Below are 1,520 nucleotides of genomic sequence, written 5' to 3'. Positions count from 1 at the left end.
ATGTACAACAGCGCGCGGGCGATCTTCGAAAAACACGGCGTGACGGTGACCCGTTCGCTGGTAGGCTCCTACGTCACCTCGCTCGACATGGCCGGCTGCTCGATCACGCTGACCATGCTCGACGACGAGACGACCGCATTCTGGGACGCGCCGGTGCACACAGCAGCGCTGCGCTGGGGCATGTAAAGCTGGCTTCCACCCTGCTTTTCTGCAACATCTTTCCCTTCAATCGCAACATTGTCCAGGTTGATGCTGCCACCGCTTACCCCTGCCGAAGAAAAGCTGCTGCTGCGCTACGCAGATCCGGAGGCGCCGACTGTCGACGTCGATAATTTGTCGGCAAAGACGCTGATGTCGCTGCTCGACAACGCCGAATTCCATGGCGTCTTGCCGATCATGCTGCGCAAGCTCAGCGGCGACGCGCAACTGCCGTCGGATCAGGAGCTGCGAGACAAACTGGAGGACCTGCGCCAGAAAGCGACGATCGCCACCGGCCAGTCGATGCTGTTGAAGTATCATGGCGACCGCATCATGAAGGGACTGGCGGCGGACAATGTTCCGGCGCGGATCGTCAAGGGGCCGGTCTTCGCGCGCAAGCTCTACCGCAACGTCGCCGACAGGCCGTTCACCGACATCGACATCTTGGTCGAACCCGCCAATCTGGCCAGGGCAAACCAGGTGATCGCGGCATGCGGCTTCGAGCTTGGCAGCGACGAGGCCGAATCCTACGAATTGCAGGAATTCAAATGGCTCGAAAAGGAGAATTCCAGCCTGCTGGTCGAACTGCATGGCGACCTCGTGCATGACACCGGCATGCGGCGGCGCCTGTCGCTGGGTTTCCCTGAATTGCGCGCCATCGACGGCGACGCGACAGACACGCCGGCGGCTCTTCTCACGATCGCCATCGTGCATGCCGCCGGCGGCCACAAATTCCACCGGCTGCAGCTTTGCGTCGACGTGCTGCAAGGCGTGCGGGCGCTGCAATCACCCGAAGCGGAAGCACGCCTCTTCGACGCTGCCCGTACCACCGGCATCGAGCTCGAGTTGGCAATCGTGCTCGATGTGACCGGCCAGTTGTTCGACGAAAGCCGCGCGCTCGAACTCGCCGGCCGCATCAAACCCGATCTCTCCATACGGCTGGCCAGGCGGTTGATCACCACGAATACGCTGCTCGGCGTCAATTCCAGGGACAAGCTTGGTTCGCGCCTACGCCGCGACGCCTTCCGCTGGATCCAACGGCTGGCCAGGGCCAGAGCAATTCCAGGAAAAGTGTGAGACGTTCTCCCCCGGAAAAGCGTCGCGCCATCACCTCAGGTCGGAAAGTGATGGCGCTCTTGGCTTGGCCGCTCTGAGTCTTTAGCCTGCGTCGGGAAGCACACGACGAAGGATTGAGGAATTTGGCCGATCTCAATACCCACATTGCGAATGCTGCGCGTGATCGGAGTTCCCCGCGAGTCGTCGCGGTCCTTACGACACGGAACGAAGAACGGTTCGTCTCCGGATGTCTCGAGAACCTCTTT

At 61.3% G+C, this 1,520-nt stretch carries 3 protein-coding genes; 2 read left to right on the top strand and 1 reads right to left on the bottom strand.

Annotated elements, in window-relative coordinates; translation table 11 throughout:
• Positions 1-186, top strand: a 186-nt coding sequence (locus tag EOC06_RS41795) for a dihydroxyacetone kinase subunit DhaK (protein ID WP_245469357.1), incomplete at its 5' end; no start/stop codon positions are given.
• A gap of 63 nt (positions 187-249) precedes the next feature.
• The gene (locus EOC06_RS05955) at positions 250-1,275 is read left to right on the top strand and encodes a nucleotidyltransferase family protein (RefSeq protein WP_128307316.1); all 1,026 of its coding nucleotides are present in this window, start codon (positions 250-252) and stop codon (positions 1,273-1,275) included.
• 35 nt (positions 1,276-1,310) lie between these two features.
• Here the strand turns inward: EOC06_RS05955 and EOC06_RS41790 are convergent.
• Positions 1,311-1,520, bottom strand: a 210-nt coding sequence (locus EOC06_RS41790) for a hypothetical protein (protein WP_245469356.1), incomplete at its 5' end; no start/stop codon positions are given.

Source organism: Mesorhizobium sp. M7A.F.Ca.MR.362.00.0.0 (assembly GCF_004023175.1).
In the GTDB taxonomy this organism is placed as follows: domain Bacteria; phylum Pseudomonadota; class Alphaproteobacteria; order Rhizobiales; family Rhizobiaceae; genus Mesorhizobium.
Note: the sequence above shows the minus strand (reverse complement) of the source record. Positions and strands in the feature narration are given on the sequence as shown.

What these genes read in the sequence shown, in the direction of transcription:
- EOC06_RS05955 (WP_128307316.1), top strand. Translation starts at nt 250, where the DNA reads ATGCTGCCACCGCTTACCCCTGCCGAAGAAAAGCTGCTGCTGCGCTAC.